Raw genomic sequence first — 21,627 nt, forward strand, 5'->3', positions numbered from 1 at the left:
GTTCTGCACGGGGCGTATACCCGCCTGGGACTGGGCGAGGCGGTCGGTGGTGATCGGGCCTTTGAGCAGATGGTTCTGGCGCGCTTGATCGAGCCGACCTCCAAGGCCCAGGTGCCCTGCATGCTGGCAGACCTGGGCCTGGAGTCGGCTAGCGTGCGGACCTTGTTCCGCTCCCTGGGTCGCTGCATCGAGCGCGACTACCGCCAGGCCATCAGTGCCGCGGCTCTGAAGCACGCCATGGCCGCCGGCGACGTGTCACTGTGTCTCTACGACGTCACCACGCTCTACTTCGAGACCGAGAAGGAGGACGAGCTGCGCAAGGTCGGCTACTCCAAAGAGAGAAGGGTCGACCCCCAGATCATCGTCGGGCTGCTGGTCGACCGGGCCGGCTTCCCCCTGAGAATTGGTTGCTGGGAGGGCAACCGGGCTGAGACCACCACGATTGTCGGTGTCGTTGAACAGTTCCGCCAGGCCGCCAAGGTCGAGCCCCTGGTCGTAGTCGCTGACGCCGGCATGCTCTCGGCCGCCAACCTGAACGCCCTGGATGAGGCCGGAGTCGGCTTCATCGTCGGTTCACGCACCACCCGCGCCCCGGGGGACCTGGAGGCCCACTTCCACTGGCACGGGGACGCCTTCACCGACGGCCAGGTCATCGACACCATCACCCCCAGAAGAGGCTCGAACACCGAGCGGGACAAGAGCCGCAAGGCCGAGCCGGTATGGGCCCCGGAGACCCATCCAGGCTCATGGAGAGCGGTATGGGCCTACTCCAAGAAACGCGTGGCCCGGGACAACCAGACCCTCACCGCTCAGGCCAATCGCGCCAGGGCCGTCATCGCCGGCGAGAAGCGTCCCAAGTCCACACGTTTTGTCACCACCCGCAAGGGAGACCAGGTCCTCGATGAGGCATCCATCGCCAGGGCCAGGTCCCTGGTGGGTCTCAAGGGCTACGTCACCAACATCCCCGCACGCTTGATAGACGCCGGTGAGGTCGTCTCCTCCTACCACGAGCTGTGGCACGCCCGAGCAGTCCTTTGCGGATGAGCAAGCACGACCTGCCAGCCCGCCCCGTCTTCCACCACACCCGAGACGCCATCGAGGCCCACCTGACCATGGTCATGGCCTCCCTGGCCGTAGCCCGCCACCTCCAGGAGGCCACCGGGATCAGCATCAAACGCATCATCCGCACCCTTAAACCCCTCCAGGAGGTCACCATCAACCTCAACGGCCACCACCTCACCGCCGCACCACAACTAACCCCCAAGGCCGAGCAAATTCTCACCGCCCTGAGCACCCCACCCCCAGCACACTAACCGTCATGAGTCAGGTCCATGGTCGGAATCGGTAGTACAAATACGTTACCCTCGCACGCGCTCCTGAGCTCGCTCGCGTGCGCGTTGACGGAGTCTCACTCTAACCTCGTCATGAATAGCTGTTGACACTCCTTCGGCCGTTTCGACGGATACCACGAGTGCGTATCGAACCTTATCATCCTTAGCGAGATGTTTGGCGTCATCCATGCACTCAACGTGGACCGGAAAAATATCGCCATCTTCAAAGGTCATCGCTCGTGAACCTTGAACGATCTCATGTTGGAGGCTTCCGCGTCTCACGGCATGGCGTTCCCCTTCTATCCGATCGCCTGCTGCAAGCTTTGTGTCTGGGGTGTCGAAATATACCTTCGCCCTGCGATAACGGCTTAGTTCTCCTACCGTCGGAGCCGCATAGGCCAGTGTGATGGTGAAGCAGTGCCACTCTGCTCGTGATCGGAGCGACGGTGGTAGCGGTACCTCGTAAGTGTGACGCTCATTCCCACCAATACGGCCACCGGAGACCAATACCGCACGATTGGTGGCGGCTGTACCGAGGCGCGCAGGATCGAGCTTGCCGTATCCGAGCAGTGCGGAAAGCTTTCGGCGGACATCCTTTCGAGGGATGTCTAGCTCCCGGCAGAACTGTGCCTTCCATCCTCCCCAACTGCTTTCGTGCGCAAGAAGAGCTCTTACAAGCAGGGGGTGATATTGAGCGTCCGGCATGCGCGATTCTTCAGGCTCCGCTATGCCGGATTCAAGGATATCGAACAACCGGCTTGCTTCGCGCGTCACCAGCGCGGTGGCGTTGCTGGTACCGAACGTGAAGGCTGTCTTGTTCTTAGCACCATCCTTGGCGGGCGCTGCAACTTGAAGTCCTGGGCCGGTCTGAGCTGTTCGAGCTAACTCTAAGTCCACCTGGTCTTCATCCGACCCGATAATGGGGCGAACGTAAAGCGCTCTACCCCCAATATAATGCAGGTCGGGCTTGATCGAACGACCTACGCCGGGCCCGGTTGCCCCATAGTAGGCCGGTACCCCACGACTGGTGATATCCCACACCGAGTCGGCTACTTCGATACAGCCCAGTCCGTCGTCATGGGTAGCGCCGACCGTCAGCGCGTTGAGCGCGTCGCCGGGAGGTAGAATTCCCTTAAGAATGCTGTCGCTATAGGTGGCATGCACGGCCGCACGCTGCGCGTCCTCCACCGTCTTTGCGGATGTCGCCGGGATTGTAATTGGGTCGGTATGGTTTCCGGCGCTAACGATAAAAAGCAGATTATAGCTCTGAGCAAGCCAATCCAGCAGCCGACCAACAGGGCTCATCCGACGGGTAAGAGCTCGCACTTGTGCCCCGATGGAGAGATTTATAATCCTGACGCTGGGAGCGGTGGCTTCGTGGCCGCCTTCACCTTCCTGGATGCGTCGAATAGCACGATGGAGCAGGTCTGGGAATAGCTGGTCGGGATACACCCGCTCGGCTGTGCTTGAAAACTCGTCAGGACGCATTATTGGTCGTACATATAGTGGACGATCAAGTGGATCGCCTGCCGATGACAGATCGCCGTGAATAATTAGTGACGCCATGGCTGTACCGTGATTACGGGCAGTGATCGGGTAGTCGTCGGCAACGCCGTCGGGGTCATCGATCAGGAGCCGACCTGCCAATGCATCATGGTTTTGGAAGGGCAGTCCATCCAAAAGCGCTACACGCGGAGACCCCTCAACCCGTATATCTGCCCGTAGGCGTACTTCCGCCACCGGGTTCTGAGCCACTGGGGTTATGGTCATTGGGGTGAACGGACTGACGAACATCACGTCATCGGCGGTGAGCAAATGGATTGCCTCAGCTCCGTCCCTGAGCACCGCTTGTACCTGCTGGATCGGAAGCTCTACAAGGAGGGCGTGATATGAGATACTGCCAATTTGTGAGCTGTCGAGAATACGTCCACCAGTCGCAACTATGATCTGTTCGACATGGGATTCGGCCTCGGCTCGTTCCGCTTGCTCACGCCGGTACCAGAGTTCCACCTCAACTTTCACGGTGTTGATGGATTGACCGATCATCGTGAGAGTTTCCTGCCAGTGTTTGCGAAGACCAGTCTCGCGGATGCGGTCTTCTGACCCCCAGCGCCTGATCGAGGTTAGCTGCTGGAATGCATATTTGAATTTTCCGAGTCCGTGCTCCAATTTTCTTGCCGGGTCTTGTTGCCAGAGCGCGAACAGTCGAATCAGCTCATCAATCGCTTTGGAGCTCGACATCACCATATATAAGCTGGATAAACAACGCAGCTCCCGACCCGCACCATCTGACCGTGAGGCTGGCCTGTCTACTCATGATCGCAGACCCTCCCGAGAATGCCAGGCGCCAAACGGTCCTTGTCATGCCGGATAGCGTTCCTCGAACCATGCCACCACGGTGTCAAGATACGGGGGTCGGCCAAGGAAGTGCTGGCCACCCTCGATCTGGACGAGTTCGACCCCGGGTGCGCCGACGAACCGGCTGAGGGTGCCCAGAGGGACCATTTCATCCTGGTCGCCGCGAATAATCCAACTGGGAATGTCCAACCTCGCCGGATGCTTCTCGACAAAACGTAAGTAGGGCCATTCGAGCACCCCACGAGGCGTGTTGATCTCGGTCTCTGCCTCCAGCTGCTCATCGGTCACCGAGTACTCGGCCATCATGTCCCGGATGTAGTACTCGAGGTCAAGAAGCGGTGACACCAGCCAAGCGCGCTCGAAGGTCCCGGCAGGCGTGTCGCACAAGGAGAAGTAGGCCCCAATACTGTTCGCAAGCAGACCGATCTCAGTCGACTGGCTGCGGGCCAGCTGTGCGAACGTTCGTACCTCGGGACTCGCCTCCATGGGGTTGAAGGCCTTGTCGTCCCGACGATTACCGTGGGTGGGCAGATCGAAGGTGAACAGCTGGTCTCCCCGCGACGCAATCACGTCGCCGCACTGTGCCATGATGGGATCACGCTTGTTCGAGAACTGGCCGTGCACACCGATAACGGCCCTCCCACCGGGCTCTCCCCACCTCAAGGCGGGAATTCCGTCGAGGACGAGTTCCTCCGGCTCACAGCTCATGGATCATCTCTCCTTCAGAACCAGAATCCCGTGAACAGCAAAGGCAGCAGTGACTCCTATGAGGAAACCTTCGTCTTAGGCATACCATGCCATAGAGGCTTATTCATAGGGGTGTTTAGGGTGTTTTGTTGGTAATAGCGTGTCGCTAAGCAGGGTGGCGGCTTGCTCTTGAGAGAATCTTTGGTGCTTAAGCCAATCCAACCAAGAAGCAAACCGCCATGACGAATAGTAGCACGAGAATCCCTCGGTGTGAGGTTATGGGCCTGTGCGAGGCCATTTTCGCCGAGAACCCCGATCTGCCGGTCTTCGGGGCGAGGGTGCTGGGGCTGTTCCTGTGCGTGCGCCTGACCCTGACCTACCTGCGGCACAACCTGCCCCAGGAGCTGCTCGCCGAGCTCTACGGCGTCTGGCAGGCCACCGTCTCCCGCGTCATCAGCACCTACACGCCCCTGATCGCCGCATGCCTGAACGGCAGTGTTCCAACGGTGGAGGACCTGGACCCCACGGCCCAGCTGATCATCGACGGCACCCTGCTTCAGTGCTGGTCCTGGAAGGACCACCCCGAGCTGTACTCCGGTAAGCACAAGACCACGGGGCTGAACGTCCAGGTGGCCTGCACCCTGTCAGGGACCCTGGCCTGGATCTCCGACCCCCAGGACGGATGCACGCACGACGCTCAGGCCCTGCGCCGCAGCGGCCTGCTCGACGTCCCCGCCACCGACCTGCCCGACGGGGCGTCACCACCCAGGCATATTGGCGACAAGGGATACATCGGACTGGGCATGATCACCCCGAAAAGAAAACCCGCAAAACTTCCCCTCCACCCAGACGACAAGGCCTACAACCGGGCCGTCAACCAGATCCGCTACAAGATCGAACGAGTCATCGCCAACATCAAGACCTGGAGAGTCCTGCACACCGGCTACAGAAGACCACCGGAAACCTTCCCAGAAACCATCACCGCAGTCCTCGGACTCATATTCACCTACACCCTATGAATAAGCCTCAAGGAGTGCTGCACATACTTGTCGGTACGGCCCGCTTCACGCTCTGTCATATGGAAGTCGTCATTGGGCTCCGCAGTGTCACCGAGAAACTGGGATAGGAACTCAAATCCGTCGATCTTGTCGATCGCGTTCTGAAAATCCTGTACTGTCCCCGCTAAATCGAAAACGACGACCAACGCGGGGTCTACCTCATCCGGTGAATCTGCAGCAAGGCGCGCTCTTTCAGCTTCAAAAGCTGCCGCAAGTTTCCGAAACTGGGGCAAGAGTCTCGTGCTCTGGCGGGCGCCAGTCGGCTTCGAAATGCGCGGCATATCTCGCGGACGTTGTGAGGGCCGATCACCTACGACTGGCGGTCCGAACGCCAGGAGTGGCCTACGCTCTGCAGTCATTCCGTTCCCTGATCGCGCCTGTGTTCGAGTCGTTCTTGGACGATTCGACGCAGGTTATTGTCTGGGAGTTCAAGAATTGCCCGACGACGCACATCCAGTGCAAATTCTTCCAATTCCGCGTAACTTGCCCCGGCTAGCTTATCCGCTAGCGTTCGGGGAGCGAAGCCGAGATCACCGCCGAGACGAGCAGCGAGTCGTTCTAGGAAGCGTGTCGCTTGCGTGCGGCTAGGCGCATCAAGCTCGGCACGAATTTGGAATCGGCGCCATGTTGCACGATCTAACAGTTCACTGTGGTTCGTGGCACCAACGAAAATGACGTGTGCGGGGAGACGATCGACTTGGAGCAGCAACGTGGATACGACTCGTTTGATCTCTCCGGTTTCGTGTTCATCAGATCGCTCTTTAGCGATGGTGTCGAGTTCATCGAAGAAGAGCACGCATCGACGCGTGCGAGCGAATTCGAAGGCGCTATCAAGCCTAGCCGCGGTCTCCCCCAAGAAGCTGGACACCACACCCTCGTACCGGATGACGTAGAACGGGAGCATGAGTTCTGCCGCAATGGCCTCCGCGACGCTGGTCTTACCGTTGCCTGGCGGGCCCGACAAGAGAAGCCGGTTACGGGGTTCAATCCCGTAACTGCGTAGGAGATCGGCCCGCTTCTGCTCCTCGATAAGTTCTGTGACGACTCGACGCGGCACGGGCGCTAGTTCGATGTCGCTTAAACGGCGACTTGGGACGATTTCCTGAACCAAGTCTCGGATCGCTGCTGATTGTTCATCCCGCACATGGCTTTGGCCAGTCGTCGTGATGAGCTCAGAAAGGCGGTCGGCCACCAAGTGGTGCTGATTAGCTCGTTCCTCAGCGATGACCGACTCGACCAGCACTCGGAAGCGGTCTCGATCGCCCCGACGCTCTGCTTCGACCAGGTCAAGGAGCAGGTCTGCTCGCGCCATGTCCTGCCTCCCAGCCTCGCGTCAAAATCGTCAACAAGATTCTACCGTGGTTGGCTCTGAAGCATGCAGAGACCGCGCCGACAGTAGGGGGCTGCACCACGGCACAGGTGCGGTCGCACGAGAGCACCGCTACCGACGTCGACCGCTGAACCCATCAACTCGAACGAGGATCACGGTATGCCCGCTGCGCTAGCAGCTTCTACCCGCACACGGGTTGCTGGTCGCCTTCGCCATCGACCAGGTCGCCCAGCGGAAAGTCGCCGAAAACGCGTTTTACGCCGGAGCCGCCCCGAGAACGGAGAGGTGACCGGCTGATGGTGCGCACCTACCACCACAAGACCACCCGACCCTTTGCAGTCCGGAAACTGCACGTCACCTTCACCCATCGGGAGGAGATCGATGCGGAGAAGATCGCCGAAGTCCTCATTCGCGTGGTGCTGCGCAACGCCGGGCGGCGCACCACCATCGTGACCGCCGGCGCCCTTCTACAGCAGCTGCTGGCCGCTCAGCGATAGAATCATCTTGCATGTCCATTGGGCGCTACCGGCACCTTTTCGAAAGGCTCGACCGAATTTGTTACGGCCGGGACGCACCTTTTTCTCCTGCACGTGACCGCCACCCGGGGCCCCACACCCACCCCCTAGCGGGTCAGCACCGGAAAGGCAGTCACGACCATGAACATCACAGAGCCCGCAGGCATCGACCTCGCCGCGCTCCGCGCACTCGTCAACTCATTCCTACACGAAGAACGAGACAAGATCCTGCCGGACGGGAAGTCCCCCGCTATCTCCTACTTGCGGGTCTCCGCCAAGGACCAGGCCGCTCGCAACGGCCTCGCAGAAGGCCTCCCGATCCCCGCGCAACGCGAAGCCGCCGACCGGAAAGCCGAGCAACTGAACGCGGTCATCATCGCGGAGTTCATCGAGCCCGGCGAGTCCGCGAACTCCGCCCACCGCAAAGCACTCCAGGAAATGCTCGACTACATCGGCGCGCACGAGGTGAAGTACTGTATCATCAACAAGGTCGACCGGCTGGCCCGCAACCGTCTCGACGACGAGGAACAGGTCATCATTGAGGCCACCAAGCCCGTCGCGACGATCCTCGACACGGCCGCGAAAACGAAGAACGGCAACGCCCGAACCCCATCCGCATTGAAGCGGGGCAAGGTTCGAACGTTGCCGATTACGTGGAGCTAGGGGGATTCGAACCCCCGACCTTCTCATTGCGAACGAGACGCGCTACCAACTGCGCCATAGCCCCAAGTGCGGGATGATCGTAGCACCGCAGCGGCCAGTGCCCGCAACCCGGCACCCCGTGAACCGCAACACCGCCGTCATCGGGCCGGGCAAGCCAAACGCCGAGCAAGCACGGGCCGAACAAACACCGAGCCAGGCAACGCGGCCAACGCCCGCTGCGCCACCGCCGCGCCCGCCTCAGGCGCCGGCTGCGCGGCGCTTCCCCAGGACCTCAGGCGCCGGCTGCGCGGCGCTTCTCCAGGACCGCGTCGAGGTCGATGGGGTGGAACTCGATCTCCTCATTCTCCACGCCCTCGGTCGGCAACCGGCGCACGCTGGTCGGCCGCTCGGGCACGGGCGCGGAGGGGAAGGACGTCTCCTCCAGGTCCTCCAGCGCGCGCCGCGGCGCACGGGCCGCGAGCGTGTACGTGGGAGCCGGCACATGAACCGGTCGCCACCCCTGCGGCGGAGTCGCGGGCGCGGCCTCCTCGGACGCAGCAGACCCCGCAGGCCCAGCAAACGCAGCAGGCTTCCGCGCGGACGCCCCGCCCCGAACCGAACCGGCCGACGCGCTCAAGGGAGCCCGCCGCGGCGCGGCGTCGTCCTCGCCCTCCAACTCGGAGACCGGCCACGCCACAGCCATGAGAGCGCGCTGAGCCGCTGCCCCCTCGCTGATCTCACTAACGGCCGCAGGCCGCTCCGCCGCAGGCCGCTCCGCCGTCGTCTTAGCAGACGCAGCAGGCTCAGCAGCCTCCCGGTCCGCCACAGGGCTCGAGTCCACCGACTCCGACCGCGCAGCCCGCTCCTCGCTCGTCGATGACACTAACCACGCCGACGCCTCAGCCGCCTCGGCCGCGCTCACCGACTCGCGCTCGACCAGCCGCCCCTCCTCGGACACCCGAGCAGAGGGCTCGGCGACAGGCCGCACAGCGGCCCCGCCCCGGTCCTTCTTCTTGGCCCTGTCCGCGCGAGCCTCCGCACGAACCTCTGCGTGAGTCTCCGTCTCCCCCGCAGACGTCCGCCTCCGACCGACCGGTGCCGATCGCGCCGCCTCAGCGGCGGGCGTCGCAGAGGCCGAACGCCTCTTCGAGGACGTCGCGCCGACGCCGGCCGCTTTCCTGTCGCCCCCGGCCGAGAAGCGATCGGCCCGCCCATCCGCACGAGCCGCGGTGGCCGACTTAGCGGCAGCCGGCTTAGCCGCGGCCTCAGCCGCCGTCGATTCGGCCTCCTCCGGCTCGGCCTCCCGCAGATCCTTCGGCTTGATGGGCCAGACCGGCGTCGCAGCGACGGACCGCTCGCCAGTCAGATCGGTCAGCTCATTCTCAAGATCGGCGATCCGACGCCGCTCATTCCGATCGAGCTCGGCCGAGGCGCGCGCGGCACGGCGCCCCGCGCCCATCGACACCATCAGAAGAGCCCCGGGAACGGCGATACTCAACCACGGCAGAGCAGTCAGAACGCACACCACCACCAGGCCGAGCATGATGCCCACCAGGGTGCAGGCGACGGCAGCACGATGGGATGCGGCAACACGGCGACGCTCGCGCGCCTCGCCGTGGGCCTGACGCGCACGGGTCAGTTCACGCTCAATGCGCAGCGCTCGCACGTTTCTCACTGCGGGCCTGTTCATGGCCTTGACCTCCGGTCGACGTCGAAAGATCTGCGCGCGCCCACTGCTGACGCAGGCCTCATCGGAGGATTCGGAGGCGACGGCATCGCCCGTGGCCAGAACCCGCAGCTCGGATGAGTAGCGATCCTCGGCGTTGGACAGGCGCATCACCTCTCGACGTCCGACCAGGAATGGCAGAAGGTACACGGCGAGAATCGCCACGAGCGCCACCAGCACCCACACTTCGATTCCCACGACTCAACCGTATGCAGGCGGGGGTATCCCTTGTAAACAGATACCGCGGCGTGTTGGCTCAAGGGGGACTGAAATCGCAATCTTAAAAACCACTTGCACCCCTTGAATATCAATAGTCACATTCGCCTCAGACGCTGCACGAATCCGGGTCCGTCTGCGACCTCCTCCGCCACGACCGCGAAACTCAGGTGGTCCGCCCAGGCGCCGTCGATATTCATCAGCCCCCGACGCAGGCCCTCCTCGCGCAGCCCCAGGCGCCGGCACAGCGCGAGACTGCGCGCATTCTCCGGCCGGACGTTGATCTCGACCCGATGCAGCCCCACCTCGGGACCCAGCAGATGATCGAGGACCATCGCCACGGACAGGGCCATCACGCCCCGCCCCTCCCAGTGGCTGCCGATCCAATAGCCCACGCTCGCCGAGGACAACGCATCCCAGTGGATCGGCGCGGCCGTCACCTGACCGGCGAGCGCGCCATCGACCTCGACGACGAAGGGCATGGCCATCCCCCTGTGCGCCAGCCGATTCTGCTCATGCGCATACGTCGAGAAGGACCGCAGGGTCTCGGGACTGCCCGCCGGCAGAGTCGCCTCCCACGGCGATAGTCGCGCGGCGTCGGCCAGGCGCAGCGCATACCACGCCTGCGCATCCGCGCGCCGTATCGCGCGCAGGGCGACCGTCTCGGCTCCGGCGGCGAGCCCACGCGATGCGACCGCCGGAGTCGTCAGCGTCACCGGCCAGGCGAACCGCTGCCGGCGCGCTCGTTGCGACAGGAATGCGGCGCGCACCCCGGCCCCCAGGGAATGGAGCACGGCTCAGGCGTCCAGCAGCAGGCAGTGCAGCGTCTCCCCGGCCACCACCGTGTGAGTGGTCTCCGGCACGACCGCAATCGCATTGGCGCGCGCCAGACCGAGCAGCCGGGTCGCGCCGGGCGGAGAGGTCGGCACCGCCGTGTAACCGCGCGACGGCGAGCCCGTCAGGCGGACCGGGACGAATTCGCGTTTGCCGGGCGGCGAGTGCCAGCCCGTCGAGATCGACGCCGGCAGCGAGGACCGGTGCAGGTTCCGCCGGCCCGCGATCTGCCGCAGCACCGGGCGCACGAAGGTCTCGAAGGCGATCTGCGCGGTCACCGGGTCCCCCGGCAGGCAGAAGATCGGAGTGTCCTCGACAGTGCCGAGCCCCAGTTGACGGCCCGGCACCATGGCGACGGCGTCGAAGCGCACCGAGCCCAGCGGGGCCAGGACCTCCTTGACCGTGTCCCCCTGACCGGCGCTCAGACCGCCGGTGGTGATGACGAGATCGGCGCGCACGAGCTGATCCTCGATGGTCTCGGCCAGGGCGCTCAGCTCGTCCGGCACGGCGGCCACGCGGAAGGCCCGGCCACCGGCGTCGGTGACGGCCGAGGCCAGGGCATGGCCGTTGGCGTCGAAGACATCGCCCGGATCTCGCGGCTGGCCCGGCTCGACCAGCTCGTCGCCGATCGAGACGATGACGACCCGGGGCGCCGGCATGACCTTGACGCGGTAGCGCCCGATACCGGCCAGCAGGGCGATCTGGCGGGCCGAGACGCGTGAGCCCCGCGGCAGCACCGTCGTCCCGGCGGCGACGTCTGCGGCCCGGCGCCGCACGTTCTGGCTGGCGCTGACGGCGGCGCGGACCTGCACCCGGGACTGCCCGCGGTCGGTCAGCATCCAGGGCACGACGGCGTCGGCCCCCAGCGGTAGAGGCGCGCCCGAGTCGATCAGGACGGCGGCCCCGGGCACGAGCCGAGTCGGGCGCACGTCCCCCGCGCGCACGGCGTCCATGACCTCCAATGCCACCGGCGTCGCCTCGGCGGCTCCGGCAAGGCCCGCGCTCATCACGGCATAGCCGTCCAGTCCCGCCAGGTCGGCGCTCGGCAGATCGATGTCCGCGACGACGTCCTCGGCCAGCACACAGCCGACGGCGTCGAGCAGGACGACGTCCAGCGGCGCGGCGGGCCTGGCGATCTCGAGGCACGCGGCCAGGTGCTCGGCTACGGTGCGCATGATTGAGCTCCTCCGTGTCCTGCCGGAACCTGGTTGGACCCGGGCGAGTGCGCCCCAGGCTACGCGCATGCGCCCTCCACACTCAGGCAGGCCCGCCGAACGGGAGGCGATCGCAAGCCGACCGTGTCCTGCCCCTGCTCTCCCCTGCCCCTCGACAGGGGAATCGGCGGACCGGCAGACGACCGGGGACAGTTGAGAATATTGAGGATAATGGGAGCTGATTGGAGATATTATTGCCCCTGCCCCGCTCCCGCAGTCTGCGAAGAGGACTCCATGACCGACTCCGCGACCATCGCCGCGATCACAACCACGTCCGCACCAGCCTCACGAGCCTCCACCCCCTCTTACTCACCCGCCGAGACCGTCGCCCTGCCCGATACCGCATCACTGGGAGCCGAGGATGCCAAAGAGCAGCTGCGCACGGTCCTGCGCTCTCACCGACGATCCCGGCATCGTCACAGCGGGCACGGGCACAGCTCCGTGTGCAGGGCATTCACCGAGCGCGCCCTTGAGGCCCTCGGCGGGGCCAGAAGCGTCGCCGCATACGTCTCGGTCGGGCACGAGCCCTGCACCCGGCAACTGCTCGACCGCCTGGCGGAGCGGGACATCGAGGTCCTCCTGCCGGTGCTCGGCCCGCACCTGGCGCGATCGTGGGGAGATTTCCGCGGTTCGCGCGACCTCGCGGAACGGGCACCGGGGCGGCCCCCCGAGCCCAGCGGCGACGCCCTGCCCGCCGAGGCGATCACCCGGGCCGACGCCCTCATCATCCCGGCGCTGGCCGTGGATCGCGGTGGCCGCAGGCTCGGCCAGGGCGGGGGCTGGTACGACCGGATGCTCCCGCTGCGCCGCGACGACGTCAGCGTCTTCGCAATGGTGTACGACGACGAACTCGTCCCCGGGCCGCTGCCGACCGAGCCGCATGACGAGATCGTCGACGCCGTCATCACCCCGGACGCCTGGTTCCTGCTGGAGGGCTCGGCCTTCGCCGCCGGCGGCTGAAGCGAGCTGCAGCTGAAGCGAGCGGCAGCGCCGAGGCTCAAGACGCCCTACTGAGGCGGTCCGGGGTCGGTCTGGGACCGGTCTGGGGCTGCTTCCGAGCACCATCAGGTCCGTGCAATCGGATCCGCGAGAGCGCCCACCCGTCAGCGCCGAATCGGAGCAGCTCGCGCGCTCCCGGGCTCCACAGGCATCACCCGCGAGCGCGGCTTGCGGAGCTGTCCACAGGATTCGTGACCGCGCGTGCGGCAGCCGGCCCGGGATCTCATTCTGAATGCATGTTCCGACGCAGCCGCACCTCCCCCGACAAGCCCTCTCGCACCCCACGCACACACTCCCGCCGCGGAGCACGACGTCCGTCTCTCACCCTATGGCGGCACCGTCATCTCGTGATCGCCCTGTGCCTCGGCGCCGCTGCGACCCTGGCTCTCAGCGCGCTTCGCCCCGGAGCCGAGACGGGCCAGGAGGCGCTCGTCATCGCGCGCACGGTCGGCGCGGGCGAGGTCATTACCGCCGACGACCTCGCGACCCGCTCGATCCCGTCCAGCGCCCTGCCCGCCGACGGCATGGCAGGCTCCGAGGTCATCGGCTCGCGCGCAGCGATCGAGCTGGAGAAGGGCACAGTGCTCACAGCCTCGATGACGAGCGCAGCGATCGCGGCCGACCTGGCCGCCAACGAGCGGCTCGTACAGGTCCCCGTGGAGGTCGGGGCGCAACTTGCCGTACCGGGAGCGCATGTGGATGTGATAGGCGAGGCCCCGCCCCGGGAGACGAACGAATCCGCCGGGTCCAGCGAGTCCGCCGAATCCCCTGGACCTGCCGGAGCCGGCGAATCCCCCAGCTCTGCTAGCGCGAGCACATTCAATGTAAGTCCTAGCACGGAGGTTTTATGTCGCGATGCTCGCGTGGTGCTTTCTACATCTGAAGGAGAGGACACCAAGTGGGCAGCGGGGAGGAAGGTCACACTTATAACTCTTGCCGTTCCTGCTGCAAACGCTAGCCTTATTGTTGGCGCGGCCACAAACGGCGCTCTTGGTGTCGTACTGAGCCCCTGAATCTTGTTTCGGTGCCACCTGTGCCGCGGCGGCAACCCTTTCAGGTTGTCGGGTTCCAAACCACCCTCCACGCGAGTGGCCTCAATTTGCCCTCGCCCAGCAAGGAAAGGACTCCCATGCTCAAGGGATTCAAGGAGTTCATCTCGCAGGGCAACGCCCTCGAGCTCGCCGTCGCTGTCATTATCGGTGCTGCCTTCAAGCCGATCGTCGACGCGATCACCAAGGTCATCCTGGACATCATCGGCCAGGTCGTCGGCCAGCCGAACTTCGACTCGGTCGGTCAGTTCAAGATCTTCGCCTCCTCCGAGGACTACATCCAGCCCGGCACGATCGCCACCGCCGTCGTGAACTTCTTCCTCGTCGCCGTCGCCGTTTACTTCTGCATCGTCATGCCGATGAACAAGCTCAAGGAGCGCATGGCCAAGGCCGAGGCCGAGAAGCCCGCCGAGCCGACCGACGTCGAGCTGCTCTCCGAGATCCGCGACCTGCTCGCCGCCAAGCCGCAGGCCTGATCAACAGCACGCGATCGGCTCACGCCCTCACCTTCACACTCTCATAAGCCGATCTCGACCCGGCTCCGGGCCGAGATCGGCTTATTTCCGCCTCGAAATCGGTCGCACTCCGCACCGAGATCGGTCCACTTCCGCCTCGAGATCGGTCCATCTCAGAGCAATTCTCGGCAATCGCGCAGCACGCAGACCATTGAGAATAACGACGGCCTCAACTATCCCCTGAATCGACTCAACGGCGGCCGGTCTCCCATCGCGCTGCCGAGGGCCATCACCGGGACAAGAGCCTGCATCATTAATGCCGTCGCCATTCATCGCTATAGCCCCGCCCCATCGCGCGACGGATATGCAGGCGGATATTCGCCGTCTTATCCATGTTTATCCATGGGAAGCCGCCCGGCAATACCGGCGCAACCAGCTATAGCATGCGCGGCGGCCCCGCCAATCAAGACGCCGATGCCTGAGGCCTCGCCGGCATTCCCCATCAGGAGCGCTCTGACCCCAGCAAGACCGCTCCGACGACGGCGGTTAAGCCCCGCCCCCAGCCGCAGCATGTCCGGTCCATCGAGCCGACCACGCCTCAACGGCGGCGGACGACCTCATATCGATTTCGCCGTACATCGAGATACCGAGGACGTCGGTGCATCGATAGGCGCTTCCGGAAGCCGCGTCAGGAGCCGAAGTGAACCGATCTCGACGCGGAGTACGACCGATCTCGGCGATCAGTCAGTCCAGTCACCACTTACGGCCGTTACCGCCGCTCTTACCTTCACGACCGCCATTGGCCTGGTCATTCCGGTCTTCGAGCTTGCCGCGCTGGGCGTCGCTGGGTGACGGGGAGGGCGAAGGCGTACTACTGCTGCTATCGCTCGACGAATCACCCGGCGTCGGAGTCGGCGATGCCGAGGATTCCGAGTCGGTCGGCTCCGAGCTGGGCTCATCCGAGGAATCCGAACTGGGGTCCTCCGACGGCTCGGAACTGGGGTCCTCCGAGGGATCCGGACTCGGCGAATCCGACGGCTCCGAACTGGGCGGGGGCGACTGGTCATCGGACGCATCATCGGACGGCGGCGGGACCGGGCACTCCCCCGCAGCGGTCGTCGCCTCGTCCTTGGCCGCCTGGGCACCCGCCTCGTCACCGGCATCGGACGCATTCTGCGCACGTGTGAGGTGGGCGCTGTAGAGATTGACGCGCACCAGGCACTCGGGCGCCTTGGGGTCGCGGATCTGCGCGGTGGTCCCATCAGGTAGCTGACCATCAACCATGTCGGCCTTGGGCGCGGTCGTCAGAGCCTCCTCCAACTCGGTCACAGCGCCATCAGCATCGTCCGCCAGCAGGCGGGCCGTCCCCAGGTTGTAATGGACCCTCCACGTGGACAGCACGGGATCGACCTTCGCCACCGTCCCATAACGGCTCACCGCCGTGGGATAGTCCTCGGCGACAATCGCTCGATTGGCCATGATCGTCATGAGGAAGATGAAGCCCATCCAGACCGACACAGCCGTCACCAACAGGGCCGGCGCCGCTCCCCAGGCGAGCAGACGCCGCCTGCGGCGGAGCCGAGCCGCCTTGCGACGCGGATCCTCCGCTCCATCATGAGACTCATCAGCCGCCGCGGAGACGGCCTGTGCGCTCGACTCGCCCCCCGCGACGCCGTCGGTCCAGTTGGCCTCGTCAGCCCTGCTGATCTCGTTGGTCCCGCCCTCGCCGGTCTCACTCCCGGGCGCGGAGGGCACTGGCGGCACACTCATCGCATTCCTCCCATGGGCGCTCCCGATCCGGGCACGCCCCGGCTCCCGCCGTATCCGGGCACGGCACTGCCCGGCACGGCCCCTCCAGGCACAGCTCCTCCAGGCGCAGTCGCACCCGGCACAGCCCCTCCGGGAACGATGCCGCCCGGCACAACCGCTCCGGGCACGGCCCCTCCAGGCACAACCGCTCCGGGCACAGCCCCGGGCACGGCCCCACCCGGCACAGCCGCAACCGGAATCGGCATACTCCCGCCGCCCCCCGGCGCACCGACAGCACCGGCAGCACCAGCGGCACCAGCGGCACCCCGCGCAGAGCCGCCCGAAGCACCAGCAGCGTCTCCCGACGGGCCTGTGTCGGCCGCGGGCCGGGTCACATGCGCAGCGGCCCGATCGGCGCGCACCAGCGCAGCCAGCTCCCAGATGAGGAGCACCGCGGCGGCGAGCCCGAGAGGCCACGTGAAATACGTGTATCTGTTCGAACGCTCACGCCCATCCGAGAACACCTCTTGGACATTGACATCGGTGAAGTCCTTCGTCGGCACATCATCACTGCCGCCGGTGCGCTGGAAATAGGGAAGCCCCATGTCGGAGGCCACGGTCTGGAGCTCTTTGGTATCAGGTACGGACACCGCCGGCTGGCTCGTACCGGGCTCCGTGATGTATTTGGGCTCATCATCAGGAGCGGGGGTCTGCCCGACCTCGAATTCGCGCATGTGAGCACCCTCGGACGTCCCGTAGCCGAGAACGGCCCCGCCATCGACCACAGCACTCAGCTGACTCCACGACACCCCGGCCGCCTTGGCCTCGGAGGCGCCCACGCCGTCGTCCGTGGCCTCCCCGTCGGACAGGATGTAGACGATCCTGGCCGCCTCGGGAGTGTTCTCCGAACTGGACTTCAGATCCTGAGTGAGCTGCGGCAGGGCGCGCTCCAGGGATGACCCGCTGGACTTGGTCGTCGGCTCCTGCTGCAAGGAGTTGATCCACGACGTGACGGCATCGAAGTCGGAGGTCAGTGGAAGCTCACGGGCGGCAGCCGAATCCAGGGCGATGATGGAGAAACGCGCGGCGGGGAAGGCGTCGCGGATGGCCGTGAGGTCCTGCCGCACGCCGTCGAGCCTCGTGCCCCCGCCGTTGTCCGGGCCGCCGGCCCAGTCCTCCGCCGCCATCGACCCGGTGCGATCGACGACGAGGTAGATCTCGATATTCGACATGGGGCGCGTCTCGGTGACGGGCACACTGGGACCGGACAAGATCAGGACAGTCACCATCGCCAGCGCCGCGCGCCTGCCCCATGTCCACCTCGACCCAGGATCGGCATCGGCCCGCAAGAGCCAGTACCCGGACCACGCCAGCGCGCCCGCGAGCGCCACGGCGATGAGGACGACCAGGGGCCAGCCCCCGGCATTGAGCATCGGCTCGAAGCTCATGCGCGCCTCCAAGCAGTCAGCAGCAACAGCGCGGCCACCACTGAGACCAGCCAGACCGCGTAGACCTGAGGCTTATCGGTGATCCGCACCTCGGTATCGCCCTCGAGCACGGTGGCCTGGTCGGCCTCCAGCTCCTTGACGATCCCATCGACGGCCTTGGGATCATCGACCTCGTAGAAGAAGCCGCCATGATCCTCGGTCACGGTCCTGAGATCCTGGCGAGCCTGGTCCAGGGTCATCCCCGACAGCTTCGGGTCCACGGTGGTGGGATCGGAGCCGAACAGCGAGAACAGGCGGATGTTCTCCTGGGAGGCCAGATCGGCGGCCTCGGCCAGGGAGTAGACCTGCTGGTGCTCCGGGTCGACCGCCTGGTTATCACTGGCCAGGACGATCGAGCGCGAGCGATCCTCGACCTTGTTGGTGTCGAAGGCGAGGCTGCACGAGGCCAGGCCGTCGCCGATCAGAGAGGACGCCCTGACCTCGTTCAGCAACGTACCGCCGAAGGTGGTGATGTACTTGCTCGACATGGGATTGGCGTACGTCGGATTGAAGTCGAGAGCACTGGCCGCCTCCTCGAACTGCGATCGCAGGAGGTCGTAGTCATCGGTGAGCGGCACCATCGTCTGAGCAGTCGTATTCCAGACGACCAGCGCCACGCGCTCGCCCTCGAAGGTGTCCAGCATCTTGGTGAAGGTATCGAGGATCTCGACATCGGTATCGAGCATCGAGGTGGACACGTCCAGACACAGAACGATGTCCCGGCTGGCCAGAGCGTTGCTGCGCACAGAGCGATCCACCGGCCGCCCCGCGATCACCGAGGAGCAGACCAGACCGACAACGATCAGGACGCCCAGAGCCGCATGCAGAAAACGGCGTTGACGCACCCGGCGGCGCACCAGCGGGCTGGACAGGAGCACTGCGGAATTGGCGATGCGCCTCGGCCTCGCCCCACCCGCACGCCACCATCGAAGCGCCTTTCCCCTGGCGGCGAGCACGCCGACCAGCACGGCCAGCACAAGCAGAGCCACTGAGAGCCAGATCATCACCATTGGGTCACCACCTCCCTCGCATTGTTCACGGCCTCCTCGGCCGCGGCCTCGGGATCACGGTCGAAGGAGGGCTGCTCCCAGACGGCCAGGAGCTCGCCCACATACCCCAGCGGGTTGGTGTCGAGCGGACGCCGGTGACGGCGCACGAGCTCGAGTCGGTCCTCGACGTCGATCGGGCCTGCCGTATCGGACATGTCCAGGATCTCGCGCACCGTGGCGGTCGTAATGTCCTCGCCGCTGCGGGCGGCCGCGAAGCCGCGCAGGACTGAGGCGAGCTCCAGGTGAAGACCCCGCAGGTCGATCTCACCGGCGGCGAAGCGCTTCTGAGCGGCCTCGACGCGGTCGCTCCACCGATTGCGCTCGGACGGCGCCATGGGGATGTCGCCGACCTCACGGCTGCGGTCGCGCCGAGTGACCAGCAGGGAGCGCAGCAACCACGCCGCGACCAGCACCAGGCCGATAATGGCGACGATGATCATCCACACCGGCATGAGCACGGGGGGGTTGAGCTGCATGGTCCTCATCGCCCCCTTCTCGAGGAGGCCAGGCGCTGGCGGGCGAGCAGCTCGGCGATGCGATCGATCAGGGAGGCGTCGTCGGTCACGGAGACGTACTCGATGTGGCGGGCGTCCAGCGCACTGGTCACGGCCATGCGCCTGGCCCGGATCTGCCGAGCGAGGCGGGTGACCAGCATCTTGTCCTCGCGCAGGAAGGCGGGCACCTCTCCGGAGAGCTCGATGTCCTGGGCGCGCCCGCGCCCGGGCACCAGCGGATCATCGTCCTCGACCTGGATGACGATGAGCTCGTGCTGGGCCGACAGGCGGCGCAGCAGATCGACGACGCGCGGAGCGAGAACCGGATCCGGATGGGCGGTATCGGTGATGAGCACGACGAGACTGCGCCGGCGATGCCACACCGAGACTCTGTCGAGAAGAGTGACCAGATCCGAGGGGGGAGCCCCGGGGACGAGCCTGCCGGCATCCGGCCCCGCGCCCTCGGAGCCGGTCAGCTCCTCGAAGAGGTGGGCGAGCTGAGTCAGCAGGGTCTCGGCGTGCTCCGAGCCGGACCGCGGAGGACGCGAGACCCGGCGGGAGGAGTCGGCGGCCACGAGCGCGACCGGATCGCCCCGCATGCGCGCCAGATAGGCGAAGACCTCGGCGACCGCCAGAGCGAGCTCGCGCTTGTCCTCACCGGCCGGCGTCTGCGCCGCCATGGTGCGCCCCGTGTCGACCGCCAGCACGAGGGGGAGGTTGGCCTCCCGCTGATAGCGCTTGATGACGGGCTGGCCGATGCGCGCCGAGGCCTTCCAGTCGATGTCGCTCACATCGTCCCCGGGCCGGTACAGCGACAGATCGTCGAAATCCTGGCCGTGCCCCAGAAGCACCGACTTGTGGCGCCCGTCCAGCAGACCGGTGGCGCGCCGCAGCGTGGGCAGCGCCAGCCGACCGCGCACGCGCGCCACCCTGGAGCCGCGCCCCATGGATGGCGAGGGCGCCGCGTCAGGAGTCTCCGACGAGGACTGAGAACTGGACGTCTTCATCACCGCGACCGCTGCAACCGTAGCCCCGCGCCCTCTCAGGGCGTCGGCACCGCCGCGAAGATCGCATCGATGATCGCCTCGGGGGCGATGTCATCGGCGAGGGCGTCGTAGGTCAGCACCAGGCGGTGACGCAGAACGGCGTGGCGCAGGAGGCCGACGTCGTCAGGGGTCACATAGGTGCGATCAGCCTGCAGGGCCACGGCCTGGGCGATCTTCATCAGGGCGATGCCGCCGCGCGGGGAGGCGCCCACGCGCACGTGCTTGTCCAGGCCGGGTACGGGGCGCGGGCCGCCGCCGCGGGAGGTGTTGACCAGGGCCACGATGTACTGCCTGATGACCGGGTCCACATAGACGCGCTCGACGGCGCCCTGAAGCCACTCGACATCATCGGTGCTGATGGGCTGGGTGGTGATGGCCTCCTCGAAGGCGCCCGACGAGATGCGATCCAGGACATCGGCCTCCTCGACCGGCTTGGGGTAGGTCAGCACCTCCTTCATCAGGAAGCGGTCCATCTGCGCCTCGGGCAGGACGTAGGTGCCCTCCTCCTCAATGGGGTTCTGAGTGGCCAGGACCATGAAGGGCTCGGGCAGGGGGTAGACGACGCCGCCGATGGAGGTCTGCCGCTCCTGCATGGCCTCGAGCATGGCCGACTGGGTCTTGGCGCTGGAGCGGTTGATCTCGTCGAGCAGGACGATGTTGGCGTGCACCGGCCCGAGCTGGGTGGTCATCTCGCCGGTGGCGTAGTTGAGGACCTGCGTGCCGACGATGTCGTTGGGCATGAGGTCGGGCGTGCACTGGATGCGGTGGAAGGAGCCGGAGACGGCGGCGGCCAGGGTCTGGGCGGCGGTGGTCTTGGCCAGGCCGGGCACGGATTCCAGCAGGATGTGACCGCCCGCGATGAGCGTGGACGTCAGCGCCAGGCGCAGGCGCTTCTGGCCGACCACGCGCTGCCCGAAGGTGTCGGCCACGCGACTGAGGAGTCCGGAGGCGCGCTCGATGTCGGCCTTGGGAGAGGCATTGGACCGGGAGGCGCGCTCCGCCCTGCGCGCGAGTGCCTTGTCGCTGGGCAGGGAGGCCGTGGGAGCGGGATAGGAGGCGCCGGACGGGTTGGAGGACAGACCACCGGGGGCCACAGGCTGGGCAGGCTGGGCGGACTGGGAGGGCTGGGAGGTTCGCGACCGGCGCCCGCTGCGGGAGGGCGCCTGGGGTACTGGTGGTACTGCCGGCCCCGAGGATTCCGCCGGCGGAGACGTCGTCCCGGGAGTGACGGATGGCGGCATGCCGGCCTGACCGCCCTGGTCGCCGTAGGCTCCCATATGGCCGTAGGACTGCATTGGCTGGTTGCTCATGAAACTCCTCGTGCGCCGGAAGGGTGACCGCGACGCCACCGGAAGGCTATTACGAGACACCGGGTCGAGCCCAGGCGG

Annotated in this window: 18 protein-coding genes, 1 tRNA gene and 1 pseudogene; 7 read left to right on the forward strand and 13 right to left on the reverse strand. The window is 65.8% G+C overall.

What is annotated here, in order from left to right:
* A pseudogene (locus W5W_RS14325) lies at window positions 1-1,313 on the forward strand (IS1634 family transposase); the annotation flags it as partial.
* 45 nt (window positions 1,314-1,358) lie between these two features.
* Here the strand turns inward: W5W_RS14325 and W5W_RS15380 are convergent.
* Both W5W_RS15380 and W5W_RS0100165 read right to left on the reverse strand, forming a co-directional pair.
* Window positions 1,359-3,578, reverse strand: a complete 2,220-nt coding sequence (locus tag W5W_RS15380; RefSeq protein WP_081486166.1) for a S8 family peptidase — start codon at window positions 3,576-3,578, stop codon at window positions 1,359-1,361.
* A 114-nt stretch (window positions 3,579-3,692) separates the two neighbouring features.
* Window positions 3,693-4,397 (reverse strand): alpha/beta hydrolase, encoded by a 705-nt coding sequence (locus W5W_RS0100165; RefSeq protein WP_017193849.1) that lies wholly within the window; start codon window positions 4,395-4,397, stop codon window positions 3,693-3,695.
* A gap of 257 nt (window positions 4,398-4,654) precedes the next feature.
* Between W5W_RS0100165 and W5W_RS14330 the strand changes: the two genes are divergently transcribed.
* Window positions 4,655-5,395, forward strand: a complete 741-nt coding sequence (locus tag W5W_RS14330; RefSeq protein WP_017193850.1) for a transposase family protein — start codon at window positions 4,655-4,657, stop codon at window positions 5,393-5,395.
* Between the two features lie 394 nt (window positions 5,396-5,789).
* Here W5W_RS14330 and W5W_RS15385 read toward each other — a convergent pair whose 3' ends face one another.
* Complete coding sequence (locus tag W5W_RS15385; protein ID WP_081486167.1) at window positions 5,790-6,746, reverse strand: AAA family ATPase; 957 nt, start codon at window positions 6,744-6,746, stop codon at window positions 5,790-5,792.
* 314 nt (window positions 6,747-7,060) lie between these two features.
* Between W5W_RS15385 and W5W_RS0100195 the strand changes: the two genes are divergently transcribed.
* Together W5W_RS0100195 and W5W_RS15390 are read left to right on the forward strand one after the other, a co-directional pair.
* Window positions 7,061-7,261 (forward strand): hypothetical protein, encoded by a 201-nt coding sequence (locus W5W_RS0100195; RefSeq protein WP_017193855.1) that lies wholly within the window; start codon window positions 7,061-7,063, stop codon window positions 7,259-7,261.
* A gap of 159 nt (window positions 7,262-7,420) precedes the next feature.
* Complete coding sequence (locus W5W_RS15390) at window positions 7,421-7,942, forward strand: recombinase family protein (protein ID WP_029573962.1); 522 nt, start codon at window positions 7,421-7,423, stop codon at window positions 7,940-7,942.
* Here W5W_RS15390 and W5W_RS0100205 read toward each other — a convergent pair.
* The 4 genes from W5W_RS0100205 to W5W_RS0100220 form a co-directional block, all read right to left on the reverse strand.
* Window positions 7,934-8,006: transfer RNA gene (locus W5W_RS0100205), tRNA-Ala, on the reverse strand. The genes W5W_RS15390 and W5W_RS0100205 overlap by 9 nt on opposite strands.
* Window positions 8,007-8,213: 207 nt before the next feature.
* Entirely contained in the window at window positions 8,214-9,845 is a 1,632-nt protein-coding gene (locus W5W_RS0100210) for a hypothetical protein (protein WP_017193856.1), read from the reverse strand.
* 116 nt (window positions 9,846-9,961) lie between these two features.
* Complete coding sequence (locus W5W_RS0100215) at window positions 9,962-10,657, reverse strand: GNAT family N-acetyltransferase (RefSeq protein WP_017193857.1); 696 nt, start codon at window positions 10,655-10,657, stop codon at window positions 9,962-9,964.
* Between the two features lie 3 nt (window positions 10,658-10,660).
* Complete coding sequence (locus W5W_RS0100220; RefSeq protein ID WP_017193858.1) at window positions 10,661-11,872, reverse strand: molybdopterin molybdotransferase MoeA; 1,212 nt, start codon at window positions 11,870-11,872, stop codon at window positions 10,661-10,663.
* Between the two features lie 273 nt (window positions 11,873-12,145).
* On the opposite strand from W5W_RS0100220, the gene W5W_RS0100225 reads away from it, so the two are divergent.
* The 3 genes from W5W_RS0100225 to mscL all read left to right on the forward strand — a co-directional run bounded on the left by W5W_RS0100225 (window position 12,146) and on the right by mscL (window position 14,435).
* Window positions 12,146-12,871, forward strand: coding sequence for a 5-formyltetrahydrofolate cyclo-ligase (locus W5W_RS0100225; RefSeq protein ID WP_017193859.1), 726 nt, complete (start codon window positions 12,146-12,148; stop codon window positions 12,869-12,871).
* A gap of 386 nt (window positions 12,872-13,257) precedes the next feature.
* Window positions 13,258-13,923: an SAF domain-containing protein gene (locus W5W_RS0100230; RefSeq protein ID WP_017193860.1), complete on the forward strand. Its 666-nt coding sequence runs from the start codon at window positions 13,258-13,260 to the stop codon at window positions 13,921-13,923.
* A gap of 116 nt (window positions 13,924-14,039) precedes the next feature.
* Window positions 14,040-14,435: a large conductance mechanosensitive channel protein MscL gene (mscL, locus tag W5W_RS0100235; protein WP_017193861.1), complete on the forward strand. Its 396-nt coding sequence runs from the start codon at window positions 14,040-14,042 to the stop codon at window positions 14,433-14,435.
* Window positions 14,436-15,167: 732 nt separating this feature from the next.
* On the opposite strand, the gene W5W_RS0100240 is transcribed toward mscL, so the two are convergent.
* From W5W_RS0100240 to W5W_RS0100265, 6 genes are read right to left on the reverse strand one after another with little or no spacing between them, the layout of a single operon-like run.
* A complete protein-coding gene (locus W5W_RS0100240) occupies window positions 15,168-16,184 on the reverse strand; it encodes a hypothetical protein (RefSeq protein ID WP_238533199.1) in 1,017 nt (338 codons plus the stop codon).
* The gene (locus tag W5W_RS0100245) at window positions 16,181-17,611 is read right to left on the reverse strand and encodes a vWA domain-containing protein (protein WP_017193863.1); all 1,431 of its coding nucleotides are present in this window, start codon (window positions 17,609-17,611) and stop codon (window positions 16,181-16,183) included. Before W5W_RS0100245 ends, W5W_RS0100240 begins: the two co-directional genes overlap by 4 nt.
* Window positions 17,608-18,660 carry a vWA domain-containing protein gene (locus tag W5W_RS0100250; RefSeq protein WP_017193864.1) on the reverse strand — a complete coding sequence of 351 codons (1,053 nt, stop codon included), beginning with the start codon at window positions 18,658-18,660 and terminating at the stop codon, window positions 17,608-17,610. Before W5W_RS0100250 ends, W5W_RS0100245 begins: the two co-directional genes overlap by 4 nt.
* Window positions 18,654-19,175, reverse strand: coding sequence for a hypothetical protein (locus W5W_RS0100255; protein ID WP_017193865.1), 522 nt, complete (start codon window positions 19,173-19,175; stop codon window positions 18,654-18,656). The genes W5W_RS0100250 and W5W_RS0100255 overlap by 7 nt, the downstream gene beginning before the upstream one ends.
* 5 nt (window positions 19,176-19,180) lie before the next feature.
* Entirely contained in the window at window positions 19,181-20,200 is a 1,020-nt protein-coding gene (locus W5W_RS0100260; protein WP_034498226.1) for a DUF58 domain-containing protein, read from the reverse strand.
* Window positions 20,201-20,235: 35 nt separating this feature from the next.
* Window positions 20,236-21,549: an AAA family ATPase gene (locus W5W_RS0100265; protein ID WP_238533200.1), complete on the reverse strand. Its 1,314-nt coding sequence runs from the start codon at window positions 21,547-21,549 to the stop codon at window positions 20,236-20,238.
* Window positions 21,550-21,627 lie beyond the last annotated feature (78 nt).

Source organism: Actinomyces massiliensis 4401292 (assembly GCF_000269805.1).
Taxonomy (GTDB): Bacteria; Actinomycetota; Actinomycetes; order Actinomycetales; family Actinomycetaceae; genus Actinomyces; species Actinomyces massiliensis.

Bases quoted from the DNA above. Each gene is read 5' to 3' on its own strand.
- W5W_RS15380 (WP_081486166.1), bottom strand. From the start codon at position 3,578: ATGGTGATGTCGAGCTCCAAAGCGATTGATGAGCTGATTCGACTGTTC.
- W5W_RS0100165 (WP_017193849.1), bottom strand. From the start codon at position 4,397: ATGAGCTGTGAGCCGGAGGAACTCGTCCTCGACGGAATTCCCGCCTTG.
- W5W_RS14330 (WP_017193850.1), top strand. From the start codon at position 4,655: ATGGGCCTGTGCGAGGCCATTTTCGCCGAGAACCCCGATCTGCCGGTC.
- W5W_RS15385 (WP_081486167.1), bottom strand. From the start codon at position 6,746: ATGGCGCGAGCAGACCTGCTCCTTGACCTGGTCGAAGCAGAGCGTCGG.
- W5W_RS0100195 (WP_017193855.1), top strand. From the start codon at position 7,061: ATGGTGCGCACCTACCACCACAAGACCACCCGACCCTTTGCAGTCCGG.
- W5W_RS15390 (WP_029573962.1), top strand. From the start codon at position 7,421: ATGAACATCACAGAGCCCGCAGGCATCGACCTCGCCGCGCTCCGCGCA.
- W5W_RS0100220 (WP_017193858.1), bottom strand. From the start codon at position 11,872: ATGCGCACCGTAGCCGAGCACCTGGCCGCGTGCCTCGAGATCGCCAGG.
- W5W_RS0100225 (WP_017193859.1), top strand. From the start codon at position 12,146: ATGACCGACTCCGCGACCATCGCCGCGATCACAACCACGTCCGCACCA.
- mscL (WP_017193861.1), top strand. From the start codon at position 14,040: ATGCTCAAGGGATTCAAGGAGTTCATCTCGCAGGGCAACGCCCTCGAG.
- W5W_RS0100240 (WP_238533199.1), bottom strand. From the start codon at position 16,184: ATGAGTGTGCCGCCAGTGCCCTCCGCGCCCGGGAGTGAGACCGGCGAG.
- W5W_RS0100245 (WP_017193863.1), bottom strand. From the start codon at position 17,611: ATGAGCTTCGAGCCGATGCTCAATGCCGGGGGCTGGCCCCTGGTCGTC.
- W5W_RS0100250 (WP_017193864.1), bottom strand. From the start codon at position 18,660: ATGGTGATGATCTGGCTCTCAGTGGCTCTGCTTGTGCTGGCCGTGCTG.
- W5W_RS0100255 (WP_017193865.1), bottom strand. From the start codon at position 19,175: ATGCAGCTCAACCCCCCCGTGCTCATGCCGGTGTGGATGATCATCGTC.
- W5W_RS0100260 (WP_034498226.1), bottom strand. From the start codon at position 20,200: ATGAAGACGTCCAGTTCTCAGTCCTCGTCGGAGACTCCTGACGCGGCG.
- W5W_RS0100265 (WP_238533200.1), bottom strand. From the start codon at position 21,549: ATGAGCAACCAGCCAATGCAGTCCTACGGCCATATGGGAGCCTACGGC.